The organism is Metasolibacillus fluoroglycofenilyticus (assembly GCF_003049645.1).
Lineage (GTDB): Bacteria > Bacillota > Bacilli > Bacillales_A > Planococcaceae > Metasolibacillus > Metasolibacillus fluoroglycofenilyticus.
The window spans coordinates 775,862-802,632 of sequence record NZ_PYWK01000001.1 but is presented as its reverse complement, the minus strand read 5'-3'; the positions used below and the strand labels follow the sequence as shown (position 1 = coordinate 802,632).

Here is a 26,771-nt window from a genome sequence, read left to right as displayed (position 1 = left end):
GAAAAGCATGCAAACTTATCACTTTTCAGGCAACTCCTTATTCTAAATTATTAAACATAATATTTCTCTACAACATCCGCACAACGTGTACATAATGTAGGGTGATTCGCATTTGTGCCAACATTTTGTGAAATTGTCCAGCAACGCTCACATTTTTCCCCCTGTGCTTTTTCAACAACAATCGCTGTTTTATCCAGTACTAATGCATGATTTGGTGCATCTGCCTTCGCACCAGCCACTTCGAATGCTGAAACGATTGATAATTGAGCAAAATTAACATTAGCATCTTGTAAGAGTACCTCTACTTCTTCATCTGCATAAACTGTTAATTTGGCCTCTAATGATTTACCGATTGTTTTAGCATTACGCGCTTCTTCTAATGCTTTTAACACCTCATCACGTACCGCGATTACTTTCGTCCACTTTGTGCGTAAGTCTGCAAAGTTTGCTTGCTCATCTACCTCTGGGAAATCTGTTAATTGAACTGAAGCTTCCTCTTGCCCTAAGTAAGACCATAGCTCGTCTGTCGTATGCGGTAAAATTGGCGTTAGCACTTTTAATAATGTCATTAACGTATCATACATAACTGTTTGCATTGCACGGCGGTCTTGTTGGTCTGCCCCCTCAATATAAACAACATCTTTTGCAATATCTAAATAGAATGAAGATAGCTCAATTGCCACAAAATTATTAACAACCGTATAAACTGTTGAGAATTCATAGCGGTCATATGCTGCACGTACAGTTTTTAAAACCTCCTGTAAACGCATATACATATATTGGTCCATTTCACGTAGCTCGCTATAGGCAACACGGTCTGTCGCTGGATTAAAGTCAGAAACGTTACCATGTAGGAAACGCAGTGTATTACGAATTTTACGGTATACTTCTGAAACCTGCTTTAACATATCCATTGAAATACGTACATCACCTGTATAATCGACAGATGCCACCCATAAACGTAAAATATCGGCACCGTATTGGTCCATTACTTTTTGCGGGATAATGACATTTCCTAATGATTTACTCATTTTGCGCCCTTCACCGTCTAATACGAATCCATGTGTTAATAGACCTTTATATGGTGCATGACCATTAATAGCTACAGATGTGATTAATGATGAGTTAAACCAGCCACGGTGTTGGTCAGAGCCTTCTAAGTAAAGGTCTGCTGGATACTGCATTCCTCGCTCTACAAGCACACCCTGATGTGATGAACCCGAGTCGAACCAAACATCCATAATATCGTTTTCTTTCGTAAATTCACCGTTCGGACTACTTGGATGCGTGAAGCCTTCTGGTAATAATTCCTTTGCCTCTTTTTGGAACCAAATATTTGAGCCGTGTTGACGGAATAATGCTGCCACATGCGCAATCGTTTCAGGTGTAATAATTGCTTCACCATTTTCTCCATAGAAAATTGGAATCGGTACACCCCATGCACGCTGACGTGAAATAACCCAATCGCCACGGTCACGAATCATATTATAAAGTCGCGTTTCCCCCCATGCTGGTGTAAAGGCTGTTGCAGTTACCGCGCTTAATAATTCGTCACGGAACATCTCTACAGATGCAAACCATTGTGGTGTTGCACGATAAATAACAGGCTTTTTCGTACGCCAGTCATGTGGATAAGAGTGTGTGAAGAAGTTGAGCTTTTCTAATGCGCCTACTTCTTTTAGCTTTTCGGTAATCGCTTTATTCGCCTCGTCATAGAACATACCCTCAAAGCCAGGTGCTTCATTCGTATAGCATCCACGATTATCAACAGGCGATAACACAGGAAGTCCATATAGTTTCCCAACATTAAAGTCGTCTTCCCCGTGCCCTGGTGCAGTATGCACACAGCCCGTACCAGCATCTGCTGTTACATGGTCACCTAGCATTACTAATGAATCACGGTCATAAAACGGATGCGCTGCGACAACGCGGTCTAATGCCTCTCCTTTTAATTCCTGTACAATTTCATAGTTTTCCCATTGTAATTCTGTTGCAATTGTCTCTAATAAATCTTTCGCAATGATAAATTTGTTATCAGCAACTGCTACTACTACATATGTTAATTCAGGGTTTACTGTAATCCCAAGGTTGGCAGGTAATGTCCAAGGCGTTGTCGTCCAAATAATAAATTTTGCATCCGCTGGTACAGCACCCTTTGTATCTTTAATCGTAAAGCTTACATAAATAGATGGTGATTTCACATCTTTATACTCAATTTCTGCTTCTGCTAACGCTGACTCTGAAGAAGGTGACCAATAAACCGGCTTCAAGCCTTTATAAATATAGCCCTTCTCTGCCATTTTACCGAACACTTCAATTTGGCGTGCTTCAAACTCTGGCTTTAATGTAATATATGGGTTTTCCCAATCACCGCGCACACCTAGACGTTTAAATTGCTCACGCTGATTATCGATTTGCTCATATGCATACTCTTCACAAAGCTTACGGAATTCTGCAACTGACATTTCTTTACGCTTAACACCTTTATTTGTCAATGCCTGCTCAATCGGTAAGCCATGTGTGTCCCAGCCCGGCACATATGGTGCATTGTAGCCAGTCATCGAACGATGGCGCACAATCATATCCTTTAACACTTTATTTAAAGCGTGACCGATATGGATATCACCATTTGCATATGGTGGTCCATCATGTAATACATAATGCGGTCGACCTTTCGTGCGCTCCTCTACTAACTGATAAATATTTTGCTCGTTCCATCTTTCTTGAATTTTAGGCTCGTTTGCTGGTAAATTTCCGCGCATCGGGAAATCCGTTTTCGGCATTAATAACGTTTCTTTATACTCTACCATTTGTTAAAACCCTCCTTAATAAATAAAAAAGCCTCTCATCCCTCGAAAAAGGGACGAGAAGCTATAACTCGTGGTACCACCCTAATTTACACAAAAATTGTGTCTCTTAGAACGCTGTAACATAGCGTTAAACGAAATTACCTACTAGAAGTCGTTTTCAGTAATTTAGCTAAGAAGTGATGTTCCGTTTTAATTGTTTCGTCTGAGCTCCCACTATCCCCAAATCGCTAATCAGCAATTAAAACATACTGTCTTCCTTAAATGCTATTATTCATATGTATCCACAGTATATGAAAAACAGAAAAAAACGTCAAGTTCTATAAGCTAATCGATTTAGAAATTTTAATGTGGGCGTCCAAAATGCGTGCAAAGCACTGCTTTTTAGACAGCCCTATTAAAGTCTAGATTCGTGTCAGCTAAGACGTAATGGATATAGCAAGAAGCCTTTAGTTTTCGTCGTTTTCGCCTACTTTTACTTGCTCTTGAATATCAGTTAAGTCCACATCGTATTCAAGCAAATGCTCCCAGTCATCGGTATTTAATAAATCTAGCTGTGCTTCAACGAGCATTTTGAAGCGATTGCGGAAAACCTTTGATTGCTTTTTTAGCTCATCAATTTCAATTGTAATTTTACGTGCTTTTGTCAAAGCATCGTTAACAATGCGATCAGCATTTTTTTCAGCCTCTTTGACAATGAGCTTCGCTTCCTTTTGTGAATTACGACGAAGCTCCTCAGCAGCATCCTGTGCTACAACGATGGATTTTTGCAATGTATCTTCAAGCGTATTAAAATGATTAATTTGCTGTGACATCATTTTCACTTTCTCTTCAAGCTCTTTTTTGTCGCGCAAAATAATTTCATAATCTTTAATAATTTGGTTTAAAAATTCATTTACTTCGTCCTCCGCATAGCCGCGAAAGCCTCTCGTAAACTCCTTATTATGTATATCAAGCGGTGATAACGGCATTACATGACACTCCTTTATCTATTCGTCTTTTCGTCTATTATAAAGCTTTTATGCAATTATGAATATGGTAATTCATAAAAAACAAGCCATTTTTATGATTTTTGCTCTAAACGACCTATTTGTAAACGAATTTTATCCTTTTTTGTTCGTCCTTCCGTCATAAGTACCTTGAAGCGTCCAAAACCCCTGACAGAAACGATATCACCCTCTTGCAATTCAAAGCTTGCATTCTCGCGCACCGTCCAATTGACCTTCACTCTGCCTGATGATACTAAGTTTTGTGACTTTTGACGTGACATATTTAAAATCGTTGCAATCACAACATCTAGTCGCATCGAAGGTATTAAAACAAGCTGCTCTACCCATTGCTCCTCTAATTGAATAAGCGGTATTTGCTCCCCTACTTCCTCTAGATGAACCTTTACTTTTCCAATGCTCGTCAAATTAGCTCTTACGTAATCAGCAACTTCACCTGCAACTGCAAATTGAATCGTGCTCTCCGCTACTCGAATATCCCCAAACTTGCTTCTATCTATCCCTAGTGATAATAGTGCGCCAAGCACATCAGGATGCTTTAATTGCACAAATTTTGCGGGATATTGAACGCGGAAAATAGTAATTTGAAACTCCTCGGTTGTTGCTGCAAAATAGCTTGGTGCAATGATTAGACGTTCGCGCTCTGCTGCATCAAATTTGCCCTCTGTCTTTACTTCTAAGTCATCCGTCTGTCCGATAATAGAAAATACGATAAAACGTTCTCGCGGGTCTAAAAAATCAGTTAGTTTCGGTGCATAACGATCCTCTACTTCTCGTTGCCAGCCCACAACTTGTTCAATAAATGGCTGCTCATCCTTCCTAAAATGCTGAACTAAACGCTCCATTTTTTTATCTCCATTTTCCAATATAATAAAAGAGCTGTCCTAAAGACAGCCCCCTTCTATCAATTATAGCTTGGCGTAATTGCAGAAACCGTCACGTTCTGTAATAACGGTTAATTGACCTGCATCACGCAGGCCTCCCTTCAAAATCTGTGACATCCGCCAGAGGCTTTAAACCAACGCGATGTTGGTCACTCAGCCGTTGCCGCAGGATGCGGTGGTCTTAGACTGAGTTCATCTTTATCAGCAAGTATCCCGCCACCTATAGAGATGGGAGACTTCTTTACCTGTCCCTACGCTTTCGGTACAAAAAACATTGCTGAAAGACGTTAAATGCAATAAAAACTTAATTCATTTTAATCTTAGGAAAAAGTCCCTAATCTAGTGTTATTACTTTACGAAACGTCCAAAAGGCAGTGCCTCAGCACGCTTTTTGGACGCTCCCTACTTAAATTATATAACTAATGACGATGAAAACACCTTGCTGAATAAAGCGTAATGCGAACAATGCAATAATCGGTGAAATATCAATCATGCCAAGCGGTGGAATGAATTTTCTAAAAAAGCCTAGATATGGCTCACAAAGCGTTGCTAAAAAACGCCCTACTGCTGAATCTTGTGCTGCTGGTATCCAAGACATTAAAATATAGCCAATTATCATAAATGTATATATTGTAAACACTTGGCCAATAATTTGATAAATAATCATATATATATATCCTCACTAATTCTAAATATCTTCTAAGTAACTTGAGATTTCGCCCGACACTTCTACATTGTCTGGTGTGCATAAGAAAATATCAACACCCACTCGTTGAATGTCCCCACCTAATGCATAGACTGTGCCGCTTAGAAAATCAATGATACGTCTACCTTGGTCAATGTCGATGCGCTGTAAGTTAACAATTGTCGCACGTTTATTTTTTAAATGCTCTGCAATATCCTGCGCTTCCGCATAAACACGCGGCTCAATAAGTATCACTTTTGAGCCTTTCGACGACGCAGCAGCTTGTAAACTAACTACATTATTGACCGTTTGTGGTGGTACAGGCTCTTCATGTATTGAAATTTTACGTTCTTTTTTTACACGATTATTAACGACAGGCCTTGGCTGGTCTTGTTGCTTCGGTGGCTCGTATGAAGTTTTCGGCGTTGTTTGAACTGTTTCCATCTCTTCTTCTTCATCTAAGTAAAAGAAGTTTTTTATTTTATTTTTCATACTCATTTTTTATCCCTTCCTTCTAGCCAACAAGAGCTGTGCCAATTCTTACAAATGTCGCACCTTCCTCAACGGCAATCTCATAATCATTTGACATCCCCATCGAAAGTTCTGTACAAGGTGCGTACGGCAGCTTTAGTGCCACAACTTCCTGCTGTAATTTTTTCAAATTGCGAAACACTGAACGGAGAAGCTGCTCATCAGCTGAATACGGTGCCATTGTCATTAAGCCAACAACTTCAATTTTTGTCATTTCACTTAAGCTATGGAGAAAGGCGATTGCTTCTTCAGCTGTCAAGCCATGCTTCGATTCTTCTCCTGATACATTTACTTGAACGAAGCATTTAACAACTTGCTCTGCTCGCTTTTCGATTTCCTCTGCTAAGCTCAAGCGATCCAATGAATGTAAGTAATCAATTTCGTTTATTACTTGCTTCACTTTGCGCGTCTGCAACGAACCAATATAATGCCAGCTTGCTGCTTGTTGTATAGCTTCTCTTTTCGCAAGCAATCCTTCTGGGCGATTTTCCCCTAAATGTAACAGGCCTGCTGCAATTGCTTCATTTGTGCGCTCTACGTCAACCTCTTTTGTCACTGCGACAATATGCACTTGCTGCTGCGCACCACTTCGCTCTTGCGCTTGTTTTATCTTCTTTTGAATTTGCTCTAAATTTCCAATAATTTTTGTCAATTTACTCCCAACTTTACAACAATAATTTATTTTACCTTGAATATCCGAAACCTACCTTGAACAGTACAATTAATTCTTTTTAAAAAACTTCATGTTTTTTGTAATGATTAATACGGAGATTGCTTACAATCTATTTTATTTCATTGTAACAAGCCTATTGTGATTTATCAATGAATAGCTTGCTCTATCCCGCATTAACAAGCAATATTATTTTCAATTAATTTGTGTCGAAAGTGCTAAAATCCTAAATGAGGGTAATAACATTAAAGTTCCATTGATTCACCTTATGTCCATTGTCCTAGCGCATGTTATGACATTATTCCTTTGACTAAAATAACATCCTTCCCGATAGTTAAAATATCCTGAATAGCGATTTTTCGCGTTGCTTCTTCCGCCTGAAAAATATGCAATATTTTTTTCGGCTCTGCAACAAGAAAGCCCGTAATCATCCCACTTTTTTCGCAAATTTCAGCATCGACAATATAGCCGATAAAGCGCCCGCTTCCTGCCTCAATAATTTCCTTTTGCTGCGCAACAGAAAAACGCATAACATCCCTCCTGAATTGTAGACAATTGTGTCTGTGCCTGGCACCTTTTTGTGAAACAACAAAAATCCACTTACAACGAGTGCGTCTAAGTGGATTAGGCTCATTCTAATTTTATTTTCAAAAAGTCATTTAACTACTAGCTGTATAATAACTAACTGAAAAGAGGTGCGCCAGCCTGCTTTCCGGTTAGCTTACTCACTGCTGTAAATAATCTGATTGCATGAGTTCAATGGCGCTTTTTTCTAAGCGAGAAATTTGCGCTTGCGATATCCCTAGTGATTTTGCAATTTCTGTTTGTGTTTCACCGTAGTAAAAGCGCTTTGCTACAATTAACTGCTGCCTTTCGTCTAATTTTTGTAGACTCTCCTTCACTGAAACATAATCTACCCACTGTTCTTCCGATACCTCTCCCTTTAACTGGTCCATTAAATACATTGCATCGCCGCTATCTGAATAAATAGGCTCCTGCAATGAAACCGGGTCTTGAATTGCATCAAGTGCGAATAAAACATCTTCAGGCTTCATTTCAATTGCAGCTGCTAATTGCTCAATCGTTGGCTCATATAAATTTTCAGTAACAAATCTTTCTTTCGCCTGCATCGCTTTATAAGCAATATCTCTTAACGAACGTGACACCCGAAGTGCATGATGGTCGCGTAAATGTCTACGAATTTCACCAATAATCATCGGTACAGCATATGTCGAAAATCGGACATTATGCTTTAAATCAAAATGATCAATCGCTTTTAATAAACCGATGCAACCTACTTGAAATAAATCGTCTGCCTGCTCACCACGATATGAAAAACGTCCAACAATACTCAATACTAAACGTAAATTACAAATAACTAGCTCCTCACGTACAGCTACATTTCCTGCTTGTAATTGTATGAATAACTCACGCATTTCTTCATGCTTTAAAACTGGAAGCTTCGATGTATCCACACCGCATAGCTCTACTTTTGTTCGCATCAACTATTCCCCTCCGAACGATTATCTTTCGTTCAGTTTGTCCTCTTGCGATGTAGGCTATGCGTAAAAATTGGCGGCAAATTCATCCAAGTTATGCAATTGGCGCATTTAGATACTCTCTTAATTCCAGTATTATTTTTTTCTCTAATCTTGAAATATATGATTGCGAAATGCCTAAATGATCTGCTACTTCCTTTTGTGTCATTTCTTCCTTGCCATTCAATCCAAAGCGACATTCCATAATGTATTTTTCGCGTGGGTTTAGACAATTAATAGCGCTGAACATATGTTGACGTTCAATTTTACGCTCGACATCATTTGTAATAATGTGTACTTCTGTTCCTAAAATATCAGATAATAATAATTCATTGCCATCTGCATCTGAATTTAACGGCTCATCAAATGATACTTCACCCTTCATACGGCTTGTTTTGCGTAAATGCATTAAAATTTCATTCTCAATGCAACGTGAAGCGTATGTTGCAAGCTTTATATTCTTTTCTTTATTAAATGTCTCAATTGCTTTAATTAAGCCAATTGAACCGATACTAATTAAATCCTCAATCGGTGTACCTGTATTATCAAAGCGTCGCGCAATATAAACAACAAGACGCAAATTTCGCTCAATTAATGTATCTCTTGCAGATAAATCTCCATTCATAAAGGCTTCAACGACAGTTAATTCTTCTTCTCTAGTCAATGGTACTGGCAATGAATCATGTCCTCCTATATAGTATGTTCCTTTGCGAAAGAACTTACTCCAAATATTTTGCAAATACGCTACTAGTTTTTGAATCAATCATTCTCCTCCTTTATTGTTGATTGGAAAGCGCTAAAACATGAAGCATCATATCGGCTTGCTGCGGAAAATTGGCATCATTTTTGGTTAGTACGACATAGTGTCCGGTCACCTTTTCTTCATTAATCGTCCATTCTGTTAAACGAAATGCAGGTACAATCGCCTTATGCTGTACAGTTGTCAGTGGAATAAGGCGAATAGATGTCAACCATTCACGTGGAAACATGGATAAATTATAAGGTGCTGCTGCGTCCCATGAATTAATGGCATCATTAATGGTTGCAGGTAGCTTATCCTTAATCATGCGATAGGAAATAAAATGCACCGGCTGCTGACTAATAGGCTCCGTACACATATTTCCGGTATCTATAAAACCACGTAGCTGCAATTCTGTATCACCTAAATGCAATTTGCATGTCACTACATAGCTTGCCTGTATTTTTTGCTGCCAAAAGTCTCTCCACTTTATTTCTGCCCACTTTGAACTAAAAATAGCAAGTAAGCTACAAAGCGTGATATAAAAAAACAATGAACGACCTGCCAAAAAAGGTTGTACCGCTGTTAATAAGCCTCCTAGAAATATAGTTGCCACAACAAGTACCGCTATTTGTTTCAGTAAAATGCGATATCGGAATGAAAAAGCAATGCCTGCTAATAAAAGAGCACTTATGACACCTATGAATAATGATGGTGTAAAAATAGCACTAAATGTACCACTTATAAAAGCAGCAACAAGCGCTCGCTTTTTCGTCACATACACATTTGTTATTTTGCTAATAAACAAGACCAGTAAATAATTAAATAGTGTATTTATCAATACAAGCCATTCGCCAACCATGTATCGCTTCCTCCTGATTAGAAGCTTACCATTAACACTATGTTAGAAATTGTCACTTCATTGTATTCAACTAACAAAAAATTTAGACAAGAAAACGCAAAAAAATCGATGAAATGACAAAACATTTCACCGATTTTTTAATTTACAGTAGCTGCGCCGCTAGTTAGTTTGCAGTTGTTCATGGAATATTTGCAGCTTTTTAATTTTATTTGCGATTTCCTAAATATATTTGCGCCCATGCCCCGCTCCATTTTATTCACAATCTCTAGGCAACTATAGTTTTTCGAACTAACTGTCGCTTGATTTTCTAGCTATCTAAAAGACAAAAAAATCGATTTACCTTGAAGATAATAGAGTAAATCGATTTTTTAGTGCGCTGCTTGAGCAGCAATAATTTTAATAAGCTAAAACCATTGCCAAAACAGAACGTATGTGCTAAATTTGATTTATAAGCCATTCATAAGGTTACAAAATGTAATCTTATTTATCCGCGATTTCTACGATTGCGTAAAAATGTTGGAATGTCTAACGTATCTTCTTGCTGATAGTTTTGTGTTTGGCGCGGTGCTTCTTGCTGAACGGCCTCTTGACGTGATGGCTGTTGCTGTGCAGGAGCTTGTTGACGTGCTCCCATACTTGGTCGCACATTTTGACGCTGCGTTAGTATATCATCCGAGAAGCCTGTTGCAATAACAGTTACAATAATTTCATCGTCAAGGCTATCATTAATAACCGAACCAAAAATCATATTTACCTCTTCATCTGATGCAGAAGCTACAATATCAGCTGCTTCCTGTACTTCAAATAAGCTTAGGTTTGTACCACCTGTAATATTCATTATCACGCCTTTTGCACCATCAATTGATGTTTCAAGTAGCGGACTTGAAATAGCTTTTTTCGCAGCTTCTGTCGCACGGTTTTCGCCGGAAGCAATACCAATCCCCATTAACGCAGAGCCTTTGTCAGACATAATTGTCTTAACATCGGCAAAGTCTAAGTTAATTAAACCAGGTGTTGCAATTAAATCTGAAATGCCTTGTACACCCTGACGCAATACATTGTCTGCTTCACGGAATGCCTCTAGCATAGGCGTTGATTTATCAACAATTTGCAATAGCTTATCATTAGGGATAACAATCAGTGTGTCGACAGCTTCTTTCATTGCGCCGATACCGCCAACCGCCTGTGTTTGACGCTTGCGTCCCTCAAATGAAAACGGACGTGTAACAACACCTACTGTTAATGCACCTAAATCACGTGCAATTTGAGCAATTACTGGCGCTGCACCAGTACCAGTTCCGCCACCCATACCAGCAGTAACGAATACCATATCTGCACCGCGTAATACTTCTTCAATTTGCTCTCGGCTTTCTTCGGCTGCTTTTTTACCGACTTCTGGATTTGCCCCTGCGCCTAATCCACGTGTGAGCTTTCCACCAATCTGTAATTTATGTTCAGCTTTTGATAGATTTAAAGCTTGAGCATCTGTATTTACTGCAATAAAATCTACACCTTGTACACCATGTTCAATCATACGATTAACAGCGTTATTACCGCCACCACCTACTCCAATTACTTTGATGACAGCAAGCTGATCACTACTTGTATCAAATTCTAACATTATTTCTCCTCCCACTTCGCTCGACTTTTAGCCCGAATTACTTACGCTACTTCTACTAATTGAAGTTCCACAATTATCGTAAGTCAACTATTCAAAAAATTTATTAAAAATATTTTTTGCTCTATCAATCACGCTTACTTTATTACTATTATCTGTATATTCTACTTGCTGAGATTGCTTTTTAGCAGGAGTCGATTGTGTCGTTGCCGCAATATATGGTGATGCATCTGTTATTGGACTTCTTCCGTAGAACTTATCATCCGCATATGCATAACGAATTAACCCTACCGATGTTGTAAACGCTGGATCGCGCACGCCAATGTAATCTGGCACAAACACGCGCACACGCGTCTGCATCACTTCTCGTGCAAGCTGTGCAATTCCTTCTAGCTGTGCTACGCCACCAGTAATAACAATGCCTCCTGGCAAATCACGCACACCTAAGCGCGCTAATTCATCTAGCACTAGCTCAAACATTTCTTCTAAACGCACACCGATAATTTCGGCAATATAACGCTGGTTATATTGATCTGTTGTATCTGTTCCTACTACAGGAACTTCAAATAATTCGTCATCTGAAGCATCGTCATAGAAGGCATGTCCAAACTGTCTTTTTATTTTTTCAGCTTGTTCTGTCGGTGTTTTTAAGACAATTGATAAATCTTTTGTAATATGCTCTCCGCCTACTGGGATAACCCCTGTATGATTTAATAAGCCCTCCTCAAAAACAGCGATTGTTGTTGAACCTCCACCTAAATCGATGTAAGCTGTACCTTGATTCTTTTCATCTTCTGTTAAAGCAAAATAACCTGCCGCTAAAGGCTGTAAATAAATTTCTCGAATTTGTAATCCAGCTCGTTCTACACAACGCAGCACGTTATGTAACAAAGTTTTCGAAGTCGTAATCATCGTTGCATCCATTTCTAAACGAATGCCTATCATACCGCGCGGATCTTTAATTTCATCAAGATTATCCACAATAAATTGCTTAGGTATTAAGTTCACTAATTCACGTTCTGGTGGGATAGACATTACTTGTGCAGATTCGATGACGCGCTCTAAATCATCATCGCCAATTTCACGATTCTCACTGTTTACAGCAACAACACCTTTTACCGGTTGTAAAAATGTTTGATTTGCTGGTACTCCTAGTATAACATCGTGTATTTTAATGCCCGTCATTCTTTCAGCCTGCTCAACTGCTTTTTTAATTGATTGTACTGTCGCATCAATATCAACAATGGCGCCTTTACGAATTCCAGTCGATTTTACGTGACCGACACCAATTACATGTAATTGTTGCTCGCTCATTTCACCTATTAGCACTTTAATAGAGGATGATCCGATATCCAGCGAAATATATATATCTTGTTGACTCAACTCGCTGCACCTCCTTCTAATACTCCTAATGTTCATTCTATTGCAATTTTTCGCTGTTGTCTAAGCTTATTCGCTTTTGTAACGAAATTTTAATGAGATTCATATATTTTCTCTTGCTTTTTTGCTTTTCGCTCATCAAGCTTCGTTAATACAATCCGTCGAATGACTGCTATATTTTGAAAAAGTCGAACGCCGAATGCAAAAATTGCCGCTAAATATAAATCAACCCCGATATGGACACCTAAAAAGGCAAGTCCTGCCGCAAGGGCTATATTAAAGAAAAAACCTGAGATAAACACTTTATCATCGTATACTTCCTGCAACTTTGCCCGTATACCACCAAACATTGTATCAAGGGCAGCTAATACAGCAATAGATAAATAATTTTCATATACCGCCGGAATTTGAATATCCGTTAGCAAACCTAGCGCAATACCTAAAATCAGTCCTAAAAGTGGCAGCCACATATTCTAATCCCCTTTATTCGTCTCACTCAAATAGCTGCTTGTTATTTGAGTTGCTATATTTTTAATTGAAATAGAGCTTTCTACCTCATTTACAACGAGCTCTAAGTTATCAATGTAAAACTCGTCCATCAATGAGGATGATAGTAAATAATTGTACAATCTTTGCGCTAGTTCTTCAGATGACATAATTATTTTAATTTCTACATCAGTTTTACTGATTGGTACGCTATTTATTGTCGTGACGCCGTTAATCTCCCGAATAGCCGAGGTATGTAGCAGCCTTTGTTTGTCAATTTCGACATATTGACCACCATTACGGTAAATATCATTGACTAATCGAAAGAGTAACTCTGGAGAGATGGCTTCAATCTGATAGCCATACTCAATTAATTCTTTAGCAGGCTTTATCTTCAATGTTAAACCTGGCCCTGTAACAGGCAGTAAGCCTATTTGACGATGCAAATCAGTTACTGTTTCTCGCAACACTAGCTCCGGGTCGCTTGATTCAACATCCTCATATTTCCGAACGACTTCATTCAATGCTTGAATATTCGTCAATAGCTCAGAATGTCGCTTTTTCTCCTCTGATAGTGCTTGCCGTATTTCCCAAATATCTCTTGTATCTCGCTCTTTCGGATTTTGCATCGTATTATATTGCACTGCTAGCATAAAACCAATGACAAAGGAAATAAGTGTAATATGCAGGTTTTTATTATTTTTCATTTACCTCCCCCCCCTCAACTTTCTGCCGTATTGGAAGGCATAGAAATGATACTGCTTTTTTCAAAAGTAACACTAATTCGTTCATTTAATAATTGATCAAAAACTCCCCCTGAAATTTCTAAAGATGCAATTAATGTATCCGGCTCTCCAATCGCCTCAATAACAAAGGGGGCAGGTGATTGTTTTCCATCAATTGTAATTACAGGACCGTTACAGCTTATATAAGAGTTTGTTTTTAGGCGTTGACCATTAATGGCAATGGCTTCTGCCCCCGCAATCTTCAGCTCCGTTAGTACTTTGAAAATATGGCTTTCATGTACAATATAATCGTTTGGGTTTGTTGAATTTGGATCATATTCACCATCAGCTAGTGTTAGACGGATACCTTGTCCCTGTCCAGCAATGTCACCAAGTAAAAGCCGTAAACGCTCCGCCTCAGCGACTAAATCCTCATGCTGCTCTGCACTTGATGTTAACTGCTTTTCATAGTTGCGAATCGTTTGTTGCAAATAATTTAGCTCTTCCGTCAGCTCTTTATTACGTTCCTGCTGTGTAATGAGCTCTTCACGATACGTTTCCTGTTGCTGAAAATAAATCGGTGAACTTGAACTTAGTTTTTTATTATCCTTCGTCAAATTATAAGAAATACCGATAATAAAACCAATCATGATGGAGACGATGAGCATAATAAAGTATTTACGTTGAAACAAGGATGGTCTGTTATTCTTCTGATTGTTCTTCATTTTGCTCCGCTCCTTGCTGCTCGTCCTCTGCTTCCTCTATCTTTTTATACTCCTCCAAATAAGAGCGATAATATGAGCCTACTTCAATATCAATAACGCCCTTTTCATAGCCCTCTGTATTTTCAATCCATGCAACAAACGATGGATAATAGTTAAGCTTACTGGCAAGTGTTGTGATTTCTGCGCGCACTTCATAGCCATCATTCATAAATAATGTTACAGCGTAAGGGTCTGTGCTTGTTGGTGTTGCTTTAATTTGCGAAATCATCGACAGCACTTCTTTATCGAGCTTTGCTAGTTCCTTTAATAAACGCTTTCGTATTTTCTCATCGTCAAATTGAAGGAATATTGGTGCATCGATTGGTAATAGCTGACCTTGTAAAGGTAAAATTATGCCATTTTCCAACATCGGGTAAAAGTCATTGTCCTTCGCAATATAAGCCACTTTGCTCCATTCCTCTATCGAGATGGAAACGGTCGTAAGCCATTTTCGTTTGACGGTAACAGCCTTTACCCAATCTAACTTCAATATTTGCGCCTCGATATCTCCTTCCCGAAAGCCCCACATCGAGTCACCTATATTTAAGCCTGATTGCTCCTTATAAAATGTCGTATCTTCAATGCTTCCCCCGGTCACATCAATTGTTTTAATATCACTATAAGGTGATTGGAAATAAAGGAGTAAAAACAAAATAACACCGAAAACTGTGGTCAGTAAAATAAATTTAATATTCGAGCGACGCCGGCGTTTCGCGCGAAGTGTAGGGATGCGTTCTTCTATATCAATTACTTTTTTCAATTTTTACTCCTCCTTCCTGTTGTATTCGTGATTTTAATGATAAGAGCGACCGTTAACCAAATGACGATTAATGACGTTCCACCGTAGCTAATAAATGGTAAAGTAACACCCGTCACTGGCAGCAAGCCGATAACTACTCCGATATTTAAGCAAGTTTGTAAAACAAGCATCGTCGTTAAGGCGCTAATCATATAAAACTGCTCTAAGCTATATGCCCTGACAGATAGCGCATAGCCACAATAAAATAAAGTGGCAAATAAAGCTAAAATGACTGCTCCCCCGACAAACCCCATTTCCTCCAATATAATTGAGAAAATAAAATCATTTTGTGGCTCTGGTAAATATAAATACTTTTGACGACTTTGCAAAAAACCATGTCCAAATAAGCCGGCGGGACCGATGGCCATTAAAGATTGCACCGCCTGAAAGCCACTTCCTAGCGAATCAGACCACGGATCTAAAAAGGATTGAATTCGCTTTAAACGATATGGCGCAGAGATGATAAGCCCTGCTAAACCTGCAACACCTGCAAGCATTAAAAATATATAAAGCTTAATCGGATATTTTGCGATAAAAAGCAAAATAAAGGCCGCGACAACTAAAATAAATACAGAGCCAAAATCAGGCTGAAGCATTATTAGGAGAGCTGGTAAAAATAAAATAACAAAATGCTCTAGCTTAACGACTCTTTCAAAGGATTTAACCTTCGCTAAACGGACACTTAAATATAATAATGTCGTGATTTTTACAAGCTCTGCTGGTTGAATCGTTAAAGGACCAATTCCAATCCAGCTCCTAGAGCCATTACGCCAAATACCGATGCCGGGTATTAATACGATAATTAACAGCGCTAAAGAAAATAAATAGAGCATGAAAAGCTTTTTTTCTGTTAGCTCTGGCCCTTTTATAATGCTAAAAAAAACAATACACGCTAGAACAAAATAAATAATTTGCTTTATATAAAAAGGCGTTTGTCCTTCATAATGAACAGAGCTCCAATATGTACTGGCAGAGTACACAAACACAATCCCTATAAGTGTCAACATCAATGCACAAAAAACAAATAGCTTTTGGTAATGGTGCGTCAGTAAGGGCATCCTTTCTTATAGAACTTTTAAGTAAGCTTCATTACAGCGTCAATAAATACGTCGCCTCGGATTTCAAAGCTTGCATATTGATCCCAGCTTGCACAAGCAGGGGAAAGCAGCATAACGTCACCTGCTGTCACAAGCTTGGCGGCATACATTACAGCATCCTCCACATTCGTTGCAGCAACAGTTTGTTCAATACCACATGATTTAGCAAAATCGATAAAACGTGCACCTGTTTCACCAAAGGCAACAACTGCCTTCACATTGTCCATTACATCGCGTAGCTCTTCAAAGGAATGGCCGCGGTCTAAGCCGCCTGCTAACAAGACAATCGGCTGTGTAAATGCCGCAAGTGCACTTTTCGTTGCAAGGCAATTCGTCGCCTTTGAATCATTGTAAATTTGCACACCTTGCCAATTACGAACAAATTGTGTGCGATGCTTTACACCTATAAATGTAGCTAAAGTATCTTTTATCGCAGCAATAGGGCAGTCCATTAACATAGCAGCAGCAACAGCACATAAAATATTTTGTAAGTTATGCTCTCCCGGCAAGACGATGCCAGAACGATCCAATAAATGCTCACCCTGCCAATAAATAGCTGTCCTATCAGCACTAATTCCTGTAGCTGCCTTTCCATTTGTCGTAAAAGGTATTTTTTGTGCTCTAGACTGTGCTGCATATTGTTGTACAAGTGGCTGGTCTGCATTGTAAATGAAATAATCTTGCTCATTTTGATTACGTGTAACGGCAAATTTTGCATTTGCATATTCTTCAAACGAGCTATGATAATCTAAATGAGCCTCATAAATATTCGTTAAAATAGCAATATGCGGTTTAAATGTGCGTGTTCCCATTAATTGAAAGCTAGATAACTCCGTTACAAGCACCTGCTCTTTCGTTGCTGTAGCTGCAACACTACATGCAACGGTTCCAATATTGCCGGCAATTAACGGTTGTTTTTGACCATGCTCAAGTATTTTAAACAATAAGGTTGTCGTTGTTGTTTTACCATTAGAGCCTGTAATTCCAATAAAAGGAGCCTCACTTACTAAATATGCTAGCTCCATTTCAGTAATGACTGGTAATTCCCGATTAATTGCATCAGCTACAATCGGGTTGCTGTACGGGATGCCCGGGTTTTTGACGATTAATTCAAAGCCCTCATCAAGTAAGTCCTCTGGGTGACGTCCACAAATAACTGTAATTCCCTTCGATAAAAGACTTTGCGCCTCTGGATTTGCATCGAATGGCTTGGCATCATTCACTGTGACAAATGCGCCAAGCTCATGCAACAGCTCCGCTGCAGCAACACCACTTTTTGCTAGGCCTAATACAAGTATTTTTTTATATTGCAAACCTGTATATTGAATCATAAAAACGCCTCCATCATTACTGCGATTAATGCAACAGCTAACCCTGTAGACCAAAACACTAAAACAACCTTCCATTCTGACCAACCAGACAATTCAAAATGATGATGGATAGGGCTCATTTTAAAAATACGTTTTTTACGTAATTTAAAACTACCCACTTGCAAAATAACAGACAATGTTTCAATTACAAACACTAGACCAATCAACAGTAGTAAAAGCTCTGCCTTCACTAAAACTGAAATCATAGCAAGCGCGCCACCCAATGCTAGCGAGCCTGTATCACCCATAAAAACCTTTGCAGGATTGGCATTAAAAATCAAAAATCCTAACAGAGCGCCTGTAATAGCAAAGGCAACTAAAGCAATATCCGCCTGTTCATTAAATAAAGCAATGACACCGAAGGCAGCAAAGGCAATCGAGGCCGTTCCTGCTACAAGACCATCTACTCCATCCGTTAAATTGACCGCATTCGAGAAGCCTACAAGCCAAAAGATTAAAAAGCCAACATAAAATAAGCCGAAATCAATCGTGTAATCTGTAAACGGAATTTCAACAGCCGTATTAAAAGTTCCTAATCGTAATAACATAAATGCAGCGATGGAAATAATAATTTGCCCAATTAGCTTTTGCAGTGATGTCAAGCCTAAATTACGTTTAAAAATCACTTTAATCCCATCATCTAAAAAGCCAATCACACCAAAACCGACTAATACAAGTAATAGCACGACTGTTTGTGTCGTAAATAAGTTAAACATATTTCCTGTAACCAATGTAGTAGCAATAATTGCCAGCAAGAAAATAATGCCACCCATCGTTGGTGTACCTGCTTTTTTAAGATGAGACTCTGGTCCTTCTTCTCGAATACTTTGACCAAATTTTAATCGTCGTAAAAGTGGAATAGCAATGGGTGCTAAAATAACGGTTAATATGAATGCTGTTACTAGAATGGTCAATGTTGTTGCAAGTTTCATGTTAAATCTCCTTTAAATTCATCAATCTTCATTTTTTTCATCTGTTAAATATAAATGCAATGTTCCTTGCTGCTCAAGCTTACTTCCCGCAGCAGGCAATTGTTCGGAGACAATCGTTCCCTCACCGTGCCACTCAATCGTCAATGGATAGTGTTGCTGCACTACTTCATCCACAGTTTTCCCGACAAAATCAGCTACCTCTACCATAATAGGATCTGTCCAAACCGTTACTTTTTCAATTTGTTCTTGTGATTTTTCAATGCCAACAATCGGTGCTACATCTTCTATAATTTGCCCAACAATCGGTGCGGCAATCAGACCGCCGAATTGCAAATGGTTTTTCGGATTATCAATTGCTACATAGACGATAATTTCTGGGTTATCTGCTGGGGCAAAGCCAATAAATGATACAATATAATCCCCTTCTTTATATCGTCCATTTTCTACCTTTTGTGCTGTTCCCGTTTTTCCACCTATGCGCAAGCCTTCGCGAAATGCTTGCTTACCAGAGCCCTTTGCTACAACAGACTCTAATGCATGACGCACTTGTGCGGATGTTTGTTCACTTATTACTTGGCGTTTGGCCTCCGGTTTATTTTCTACAATCACTTCTCCATCATCTGCGACTATGCTTGAAACAACATATGGCGTATAAAGGGTACCACCATTTATTGCGGCTGCAACAGCTTGCATTTGCTGAATTGGTGTCACAGAGATACCTTGACCAAAGGATGTAGTCGCATGCTCAACAGGCCCAAATGCCTCTTTCGAAAATAAGATGCCGCTCGCCTCACCAGCTATATTAGAGCCTGTTTTTTGCCCGAAGCCGAAATCTTTAATATATTGCAGTAGCTTTTGTGCACCAACACGTTGTCCCAGCTCGATAAAGCCCGGGTTACAGGAGTTTTCAACAACTTCTAAAAAAGTCTCATCCTTATGCCCCTCCCGTTTCCAGCAGCGTAAACGTGCACCTTCTACCATGGTGTAGCCCGGGTCATAAAAATGGTCATTTTCAAGGTCGACAACACCTTCTTCTAGTGCAGCACTCAGCGTAATAATTTTAAATGTAGAACCTGGCTCATAAGTCATAAAAACAGGCAAATTACGATTGTAAATCGTTGAATCAACATTTTTAAAATCTGCTGGGTCATATGTTGGGAAAGAGGAGAGCGCTAAAATCTCACCCGTATTCGGATTCATCGCAATACCAATTGCTTGGTCTGCATCATAGCGCTGCATCGCCTGTGATAATTCTCGTTCCATCACTTGCTGTATCGTTAAATCAATCGTTAGCTGTACTGTTGCTCCTGCCGCCCCCTCTTTCCACTCATCATCGACATGTGCCATTTCAATATTTTTAGCATCCGTAAATAAGCGAATCGCAGCATTATTACCTGTTAGCATTTCATTATATTCATATTCAACGCCAGCCAAACCTTGATTATCATAGCCTGTAAAACCTAAAAATCTTGATAACAAAGAGCCGTATGGATAATGTCTTATATAGTCTACTCCACTATAAACACCTTTAATGCGCAAGGCTTGTATTGCTTCCACCTGCTCCTCCGTAATGTTTTTACCTTCTGGCGCAAGCTTCACTAAGTAGGCAGGCTTTTGCATTTTTTCAAGCAATTCCGCTTCATCCGCCTTTAAAATAGATGCTAATTGCTTAGCAGCGAGTGCAATATCATCGCTTTGCTTTGGAATAAAATAAAGGGTCGGTGCTAGTTTATTCGTTACAATAATTTCATTTTCACGATCTACAATACTTCCACGCTCTGTCACAAACGGAATTTCTCGATCCCAGTTGGCCTTTGCTAGCTCTGTTAAATGTTCATGTTGGAAAATTTGTACATAGATTAATCGGACGATAATCGCCAGTCCATATAAGAAAAATGCATAAATAACAATCTTCAAACGTTTTTTGGAAGGCAGTGAAATCCACTTCATTCGACACTCTCCGTTTTTAACAAAGTATGTATAGAAGTGGACTTCTATTCAGCTTTCTCTCAATTACGTTTCTATTAACTAGCACTTAATCTTGCGGTAGCTGCTCGCCCTCCTCATCCATCTCCTCTACTTGTGGAGCGAAGGATTCCTCAGGTGTCTTTAACTTCACAACAATTGGTGCTGCATCTTGAATAGGTGTATTTTCTGAAACGCTTTGACTATCTACATAACCCTCACCAACGATTTCAATTGACAATCCAGATAAGGCTTTATAAATTAATACATTGCGTAATGACCAACCAATAAATGATGGAAGCGTAATCGTTCCATCTGTCTTTAAAAAGATGACGCTTCCTTTCGCTACTTCCAAACCTTGCACTGGATATTGCTCAATAATTTGTCCACCTTCACCAATGATGATTGGCGTTAACCCTTGATTAATTAGCTCTACTTGTGCACTTTCAGCTGTTTGTTTCGTATAATCAGCTAATTTTGTCATTTGCACTTCTGCAACTTCTTCAGGATTAATATTGAAATATTTCAAGCTATTTTCCATAACCATTTTAAATACGGCGGAAGTTGGCTCTGAGCCACCCTCTGTTTCAGCTAGCTTCGGCTTTTTGACCGCTATATACATAATAAGTTGTGGGTCATCGACTGGAGCCATTCCTAAAAATGAATAAAGATAATTATTTTTCCCAAAATAATAACCTCCACCACTTTCTTTAGCAATTTCCGCTGTCCCTGTTTTACCAGCAACCTCATAACCATCCAATGCGAAGCGTTTTGCTGTACCAATTTCGCTCGTTACCGTCGATGCTAGAATGTCCCGCACTTGCTGCGCTGTTTCTGCTGATACAGGCTGACCTTTTACAATCGGCTCATCATCTAAGATGATTTCTCCTGAACTCGGGTCAACGATTTTATCGATTACATATGGTTGCATCATTTTTCCTTCATTTGCGATAGCAGTCATAGCTTGAATCAACTGCATTGGTGTCACAGTAGATCCTTGTCCGTAGGTTGTCGTTACTTTATTAATTGGATACCTAGATAGTAATGTACCTGTCGCTTCCCCCGGTAAATCAATCCCTGTTTTTTGACCGAAGCCAAAGCGATCTAAATAATTATAAAAAGTATCTGCTCCCATAATTGTTAACATATGAGCCATTCCTGTGTTAGAGGAACGCTGGAAGCCCTGTAAATAAGTAATTTCCCCCCAGCCCACTCTGTTATGGTCACGAATTGTACGGTCTAACACCGTATATTGACCTGATCGGAACGTTGCATTTGGATGCCAATTGCCTGAATCAATAGCTGCTGCTAATGTAAAAATTTTCATCGTTGACCCCGGTTCAATGACATTTTCAATCGTTTCATTCAACCAATTGCTTTCTAAGCCAATACGATCTGCAGGGTCAAAAGTTGGACGCTGTGACATTGCTAAAATTTCACCTGTTTTTGGATTAGCCACAATAGCTGTCATCGATTCAGGTTGGTATTGCTGGTCAACCTGTGTCATCGCTTCTTCCAAAAAGTTTTGAATTGTTTTATCTAATGTTAAATAAATTTCCGCCCCATTTTTTGCAGGCTGAATCATTTTTTCACTGTTCGGCAATAAGTAGCCTTTAATATCGCTATCATAGGAAATGGAGCCCGGTGTCCCCGTCAACTCTTCATTATACGTATACTCCAGCCCCATTTTACCAACTGTTTTAAAGGTATTATCCTCCTGCTTTTCTTCTAAAGCAAAGCCGATTAAATGAGATGCAAATGGGCCATTTGGATAATAGCGCTTCGTATCCTCTATAAAAATAATACCTGGTAGCTTGTGCTCTGCGATGGCCATTCTCGTATCATAGCTAATTTTGCGCCCAGCTGCTCCAAACTCAACTTGATACGGATCTCCATCTCTCGTCAATATTTTATAAATATCTTGCTCTTCCATCGAAATATATTGGGCTAGCACTTTCGCTGTTTCTGCTGGGTCAACAACATGCTTCGGATTGTCTGGATTTGTCGTCACAGATTCTTTTACGACTGCGACAAGCTTATAAGCCAATGTATCTTCCGCGATAATATTATTATTGCGGTCTAATATACGTCCCCGGTTTGCTGCTAGCGGCACTTCGCGTGCATATTTAGCTGCCGCCTCAGCTTCCAATGAATAACCATTAACTTCATTGGCAGTTTGCAAATGAACAATGCGCCAAAATAATAACAAAAAGAGCCCTCCGTATATTAAAAACATCAGGAAGGCTCCTTTTTGGAAACGAAATGTACTCTTTTTCATTCTCCCGGCACTACCTTTACATTTTTCTCGTTAAGAGTTAAACCGAGTTCTTGTGCTTTTTTCAAAATTCGCTCATAAGCCGACAACTCACTAACCTGCACTTTAAAGCCTACATTTTCATTCGCAATTACGGAGATTTCTTTTTCTACTTGCTGTATTTCCATACTTGTTGTTTGGATTTTACTTTGTGTATGTAGGATTGCAACTGCCATTATTGCTACAATAATTACGAATAACATATAGAGTAATTTTTCGCGTTTAGAAATTAGTCCTTTATGTTTTTTGTAGCTCGTCTTTTTGCTAGGCTGTTTTTCTGGTTGTTGTGGTTGTGGTGATATTACTGGCTGTTGAATATACGGTTGTTGCCTTACGCGTACTGCCATGGTCATCCACTTCCTTTATTTATTTATTTTTTCGGCGATGCGCAACTTCGCTGAACGTGAACGGTTATTCGCTTCTAGCTCTTCATCCGTAGGTATAATCGGCTTTTTCGTAATTAATTTTAGTGTTGGTTTCATATCCTCTGGTATGATTGGTAAACCAGGCGGTAATTCTGGTAATGAAGAAGCTTCTTTAAAGATTGTCTTGCAAAGACGGTCCTCCAATGAATGGAACGTAATCACACTGATTCGTCCACCAATCGTTAATAAATCAATCGCATCTACGAGAGAATCCTCCGCTGCCCCAAGTTCATCATTTACAGCAATGCGAATTGCTTGGAATACACGCTTTGCAGGGTGACCTCCGGTGCGTCGTGCCGCGGCTGGTATACCCTCTTTAACTAGTTCCACTAATTGCCCTGTTGTTTCAATAGGAGAGAGTTTTCGCGCTGCTTCGATTTTGCGTGCAATTTGCTTTGAAAATTTCTCTTCGCCATAACGGAAAAAGATTCTTACTAAATCCTCGTATGACCATTCATTCACTACATGAAATGCTGTTAATTCCGCACTTTGATTCATGCGCATATCAAGTGGCGCATCATGATGGTAACTAAAACCTCTTTCTGGTGTATCGAGTTGTGGGGAAGATACACCTAAATCGTATAAAATTCCATCTACTTGTTGAATATTTAGTGCATACAGCTCGTCCTTTACATATCTAAAATTTGCATGGACAAACGTAACACGATCTAAATATTTTGCTAATCGCACTTTTGCATTTTCAATTGCCGTCATATCTTGATCAAAACAAATAAGCTTTCCATTTGGAGACAGTTGCTGTACGAGGTATTCGCTATGACCAGCGCCCCCTAATGTGCAATCCACGTATACCCCATCAGGATTGATGTTCAACCCATCAACCGTCTCCTTCAATAATACAGTTGTATGATTGAACATAGTCTTTACTCCTTTAACGCTTTAAAAATCAAAGCCTATCATATTTTCTGCTATTTCGTTAAATGATGCTTCAGATTCATCATAGTATGTGTCCCAAGCTTCCTTCGCCCAAACCTCTATCCTGCTTGATACACCTAATACAACACACTCTTTTTCGAGATTTGCATATTGGATTAATGTAGCTGGAATATTTATGCGACCTTGCTTATCTAGCTCAACCTCCGTTGCACCTGAAAAGAAGAAACGCGCAAATGCACGTGCATCCTTTTTTGTCATCGGTAAGTTTTTTAATTTTTCTTCAAGCTTTCGCCATTCATCCATAGGGTAACCAAAAATACAGTTGTCCAATCCACGTGTAATGACAAACGTTTCACCTAGCGCTTCTCGAAATTTCGAAGGCACTATGAGACGCCCCTTTACATCAACGGAATGCACGTATTCCCCCATGAACATGCTACTCACCCCACTTTACTAATTAATGTACCACAAGCCCCCACTTTTCACCACCTATTCCTCGCATTTCTTCCCCTATAATAAGAAATTACGTAAATAGACCTTACTTCAACGAGGTGAACTGATAATATAAGCATATAAAAAAGCTATTCCTCAATAGAAATAGCCTTTTTATATCAAAGTGTTATATAGTTATGCTGGTCAGAAGGAACTAAATCTAGTTCAATAAGACTACCCACTAATGTAGGTCCATATAGGTTCAAATATTGATAAGGATTAAAGTAGCGTTCCTGTAAATTTTGGTTAGGGAAAAGCTCTGTTATCATCAGATTAAACTGCTTTATTTTCACATCATGTTTACCCAATATTTCTTGACCAATTTTTGCTGCTAAATAATCAAATTGTCTATAATGATATTGTTTATTTTTTTCGATAATATTGTTTAAATCTAACTGCTGCTCTCGTAAATACTGCTCTAGTTCATTATATTGAGCAAGCAAATTCCGCTGCATTTCAGCAAGCTTTTCTTTAGCATTTTCATCCTGCACTTCTTCAATAAAACGATTTTTTAGTTGCTCTGCTTTCCCTTTCATTACATCAAGCACCGTTAACTCATTTTGTGCTAATAATGGCTGGACTGTGCGTGGCACTAAAGTAATATTCAGTCGCGGAGCAAATACAGGCATTTGTAAATGCAGCAAAGAAAATGCTGGCTTTAATGTCGCCCAATATGCTAGTTCACCCGGTCCACCAACAAAAGCTAATACTGGCATCGTCATTTCCTGCATTAAAGGACGTGTGACAACATTATTGCTTAATTTTTCAGGTGTTTGGCGCGCAACTTCTAGTAGTTGCTCCTTTGTCAGCTTAATAGACCCAAGTGCGTTTGTATAATAACCGTCTTTTCTTTCTAATAAAAAGCGTTCGCCGCCCTGTACAAAAAATAAATTAGCATTGCTCACCACCGCCTCAATCGGCTTGCCATAACCAGCTTGGTTGAACGCCTCTTCCTGTGCTACAACGACCTGTGCAATTTCCTCATTATGCTCTATTAATCTTACGAAAAAATCAGCCTCATATTGACGGAATGCTGGAAACGCTGCATCTAACATAAGCAAGCCATACTTTGCAAACAGCTCATTCATCAATGCAGTGAAAAAGTCAGTAAACGTATCGCTAGCGTGTAAATGTGTTAGTACATTATGTAGTAAATCTTTTGTATACTCACTTTCTCCAAAGTCTGCAAAAACAGTGCGTACAAATGACTCCATCTCTTCTTTATTGATAGCTGTTGTAGAAGCCATTGTTTTGCGCTTAGAGCGCTCTTTATAAACACGCTTCTTTAATGTTGCATCCACCGTTGTATACGTATGGTTTATTTCCTCTAAATCATGGTCTTCCCCAGCAATCCAAAATAGCGGAATGACCTTCTTCCCAAGCTTTTCACGTTGCTGTCTTGCAAGCAGAATAACTGAAATGGCTTTATGCACTGAATAGAGTGGTCCTGTTAATACCCCTGCCTGCTGTCCTCCTACAATGACATAGGCTCCTTCTGCCAACTCTTTTAAATGACGTTCACATGCCTCCGATAAACCAAACGGCGTCATATATAGCTGAATGATTTTGCTTAATTGTGCTGTGTCATATGTTTTTGTCGTTAAATATTGCGCGCGTGCGTGAAAAGCATCATCACTATATACGTAATCAAAAAAATTATGTATAGTAGATTGCTTATCCCAATACTGTGCTAATATTTTATTTTGTACTGGTAAAACGTTTTGTTCCAGCTTCATTATGAAAACCCTCTCTATCCCTTACTAACTTCTAAATGATATGCCTCTTAC

At 39.0% G+C, this 26,771-nt stretch carries 25 protein-coding genes and 1 other annotated feature; all 25 genes read right to left on the bottom strand.

What is annotated here, in order from left to right:
• Window positions 1–50: 50 nt before the first annotated feature.
• The 25 genes from ileS to bshC all read right to left on the bottom strand — a co-directional run bounded on the left by ileS (window position 51) and on the right by bshC (window position 26,720).
• Window positions 51–2,810 (bottom strand): isoleucine--tRNA ligase, encoded by a 2,760-nt coding sequence (gene ileS, locus C9J36_RS03510; RefSeq protein ID WP_107942246.1) that lies wholly within the window; start codon window positions 2,808–2,810, stop codon window positions 51–53.
• Between the two features lie 46 nt (window positions 2,811–2,856).
• Window positions 2,857–3,081 (bottom strand) — a binding site (T-box leader).
• 175 nt (window positions 3,082–3,256) lie between these two features.
• Complete coding sequence (locus C9J36_RS03505; protein ID WP_066169815.1) at window positions 3,257–3,778, bottom strand: DivIVA domain-containing protein; 522 nt, start codon at window positions 3,776–3,778, stop codon at window positions 3,257–3,259.
• 92 nt (window positions 3,779–3,870) lie between these two features.
• A complete protein-coding gene (locus C9J36_RS03500; RefSeq protein ID WP_107943072.1) occupies window positions 3,871–4,659 on the bottom strand; it encodes a YlmH family RNA-binding protein in 789 nt (262 codons plus the stop codon).
• 445 nt (window positions 4,660–5,104) lie between these two features.
• Window positions 5,105–5,365, bottom strand: a complete 261-nt coding sequence (locus C9J36_RS03495) for a YggT family protein (protein ID WP_066169813.1) — start codon at window positions 5,363–5,365, stop codon at window positions 5,105–5,107.
• Between the two features lie 21 nt (window positions 5,366–5,386).
• A complete protein-coding gene (locus tag C9J36_RS03490; protein WP_066169811.1) occupies window positions 5,387–5,881 on the bottom strand; it encodes a cell division protein SepF in 495 nt (164 codons plus the stop codon).
• Window positions 5,882–5,897: 16 nt separating this feature from the next.
• Window positions 5,898–6,566 carry a YggS family pyridoxal phosphate-dependent enzyme gene (locus tag C9J36_RS03485; RefSeq protein ID WP_107942245.1) on the bottom strand — a complete coding sequence of 223 codons (669 nt, stop codon included), beginning with the start codon at window positions 6,564–6,566 and terminating at the stop codon, window positions 5,898–5,900.
• 308 nt (window positions 6,567–6,874) lie between these two features.
• Window positions 6,875–7,114: a PRC-barrel domain-containing protein gene (locus tag C9J36_RS03480; protein WP_066169803.1), complete on the bottom strand. Its 240-nt coding sequence runs from the start codon at window positions 7,112–7,114 to the stop codon at window positions 6,875–6,877.
• Between the two features lie 195 nt (window positions 7,115–7,309).
• A complete protein-coding gene (gene sigG, locus C9J36_RS03475; RefSeq protein WP_066169800.1) occupies window positions 7,310–8,086 on the bottom strand; it encodes an RNA polymerase sporulation sigma factor SigG in 777 nt (258 codons plus the stop codon).
• 91 nt (window positions 8,087–8,177) lie between these two features.
• On the bottom strand, window positions 8,178–8,882 hold the full coding sequence (gene sigE / locus C9J36_RS03470) for an RNA polymerase sporulation sigma factor SigE (RefSeq protein ID WP_066170302.1): 705 nt from the start codon (window positions 8,880–8,882) through the stop codon (window positions 8,178–8,180).
• A gap of 16 nt (window positions 8,883–8,898) precedes the next feature.
• Window positions 8,899–9,723 (bottom strand): sigma-E processing peptidase SpoIIGA, encoded by an 825-nt coding sequence (locus tag C9J36_RS03465; RefSeq protein ID WP_107942244.1) that lies wholly within the window; start codon window positions 9,721–9,723, stop codon window positions 8,899–8,901.
• Window positions 9,724–10,207: 484 nt separating this feature from the next.
• Complete coding sequence (ftsZ, locus tag C9J36_RS03460; RefSeq protein ID WP_066169794.1) at window positions 10,208–11,344, bottom strand: cell division protein FtsZ; 1,137 nt, start codon at window positions 11,342–11,344, stop codon at window positions 10,208–10,210.
• 87 nt (window positions 11,345–11,431) lie between these two features.
• On the bottom strand, window positions 11,432–12,724 hold the full coding sequence (ftsA, locus tag C9J36_RS03455) for a cell division protein FtsA (RefSeq protein ID WP_107942243.1): 1,293 nt from the start codon (window positions 12,722–12,724) through the stop codon (window positions 11,432–11,434).
• An 89-nt stretch (window positions 12,725–12,813) separates the two neighbouring features.
• Window positions 12,814–13,191 carry a small basic family protein gene (locus tag C9J36_RS03450; protein WP_066169788.1) on the bottom strand — a complete coding sequence of 126 codons (378 nt, stop codon included), beginning with the start codon at window positions 13,189–13,191 and terminating at the stop codon, window positions 12,814–12,816.
• A 3-nt stretch (window positions 13,192–13,194) separates the two neighbouring features.
• Entirely contained in the window at window positions 13,195–13,914 is a 720-nt protein-coding gene (locus C9J36_RS03445) for a DUF881 domain-containing protein (RefSeq protein ID WP_107942242.1), read from the bottom strand.
• A 14-nt stretch (window positions 13,915–13,928) separates the two neighbouring features.
• Window positions 13,929–14,657, bottom strand: coding sequence for a DUF881 domain-containing protein (locus C9J36_RS03440; protein WP_107942241.1), 729 nt, complete (start codon window positions 14,655–14,657; stop codon window positions 13,929–13,931).
• On the bottom strand, window positions 14,635–15,456 hold the full coding sequence (locus C9J36_RS03435; RefSeq protein ID WP_066169782.1) for a cell division protein FtsQ/DivIB: 822 nt from the start codon (window positions 15,454–15,456) through the stop codon (window positions 14,635–14,637). The genes C9J36_RS03440 and C9J36_RS03435 overlap by 23 nt, the downstream gene beginning before the upstream one ends.
• The gene (locus tag C9J36_RS03430; protein ID WP_430010623.1) at window positions 15,453–16,475 is read right to left on the bottom strand and encodes an FtsW/RodA/SpoVE family cell cycle protein; all 1,023 of its coding nucleotides are present in this window, start codon (window positions 16,473–16,475) and stop codon (window positions 15,453–15,455) included. The genes C9J36_RS03435 and C9J36_RS03430 overlap by 4 nt, the downstream gene beginning before the upstream one ends.
• A 95-nt stretch (window positions 16,476–16,570) precedes the next feature.
• A complete protein-coding gene (gene murD / locus C9J36_RS03425; protein ID WP_107942240.1) occupies window positions 16,571–17,923 on the bottom strand; it encodes a UDP-N-acetylmuramoyl-L-alanine--D-glutamate ligase in 1,353 nt (450 codons plus the stop codon).
• Window positions 17,920–18,894: a phospho-N-acetylmuramoyl-pentapeptide-transferase gene (gene mraY / locus C9J36_RS03420; RefSeq protein ID WP_066169769.1), complete on the bottom strand. Its 975-nt coding sequence runs from the start codon at window positions 18,892–18,894 to the stop codon at window positions 17,920–17,922. Before mraY ends, murD begins: the two co-directional genes overlap by 4 nt.
• 21 nt (window positions 18,895–18,915) lie before the next feature.
• On the bottom strand, window positions 18,916–20,844 hold the full coding sequence (locus tag C9J36_RS03415; RefSeq protein ID WP_107942239.1) for a stage V sporulation protein D: 1,929 nt from the start codon (window positions 20,842–20,844) through the stop codon (window positions 18,916–18,918).
• Between the two features lie 85 nt (window positions 20,845–20,929).
• The gene (locus tag C9J36_RS03410; RefSeq protein WP_201261885.1) at window positions 20,930–23,137 is read right to left on the bottom strand and encodes a penicillin-binding protein; all 2,208 of its coding nucleotides are present in this window, start codon (window positions 23,135–23,137) and stop codon (window positions 20,930–20,932) included.
• A complete protein-coding gene (ftsL, locus tag C9J36_RS03405) occupies window positions 23,134–23,520 on the bottom strand; it encodes a cell division protein FtsL (RefSeq protein WP_066169761.1) in 387 nt (128 codons plus the stop codon). Before ftsL ends, C9J36_RS03410 begins: the two co-directional genes overlap by 4 nt.
• A 15-nt stretch (window positions 23,521–23,535) precedes the next feature.
• Entirely contained in the window at window positions 23,536–24,474 is a 939-nt protein-coding gene (gene rsmH, locus C9J36_RS03400; protein ID WP_107942237.1) for a 16S rRNA (cytosine(1402)-N(4))-methyltransferase RsmH, read from the bottom strand.
• Window positions 24,475–24,495: 21 nt separating this feature from the next.
• On the bottom strand, window positions 24,496–24,927 hold the full coding sequence (mraZ, locus tag C9J36_RS03395; RefSeq protein WP_066169755.1) for a division/cell wall cluster transcriptional repressor MraZ: 432 nt from the start codon (window positions 24,925–24,927) through the stop codon (window positions 24,496–24,498).
• A 176-nt stretch (window positions 24,928–25,103) separates the two neighbouring features.
• Window positions 25,104–26,720, bottom strand: a complete 1,617-nt coding sequence (bshC, locus tag C9J36_RS03390) for a bacillithiol biosynthesis cysteine-adding enzyme BshC (RefSeq protein WP_107942236.1) — start codon at window positions 26,718–26,720, stop codon at window positions 25,104–25,106.
• Window positions 26,721–26,771 lie beyond the last annotated feature (51 nt).